Consider the following 268-nt stretch of genomic DNA (forward strand, 5'->3'; position numbering starts at 1 on the left):
CAGATTTCAGATAGCAGATTTTCGAATAGCGATTGTATAATAAATATGAAAAATCTTTCAAGGTTTAATAAAGTGATGTATTTTTTCAATATAGTGTTGACTGTATTGACTTTCCTTGCTTATGTTTTACCTTTTTTAGCTCCGAAATTCTTTCCTTTTTTATCAGTTTTAACTTTGGTTTTACCTTTGTTTTTAATTGTCAACGGTTTATTTTTTATCTATTGGATTTTGCAATTAAAACGTCAGATGATTTTGTCTGGAATTGTAC

General features: G+C 27.2%; 1 pseudogene. It reads left to right on the plus strand.

Annotation, left to right across the window (positions count from 1 at the left end):
* Positions 1–105 precede the first annotated feature (105 nt).
* Positions 106–268 (plus strand): annotated as a pseudogene (locus DIU01_RS13555) (endonuclease); the annotation flags it as partial.

The sequence above is a fragment of the Flavobacterium sp. genome, assembly GCF_003525665.1.
Lineage (GTDB): Bacteria > Bacteroidota > Bacteroidia > Flavobacteriales > Flavobacteriaceae > Flavobacterium.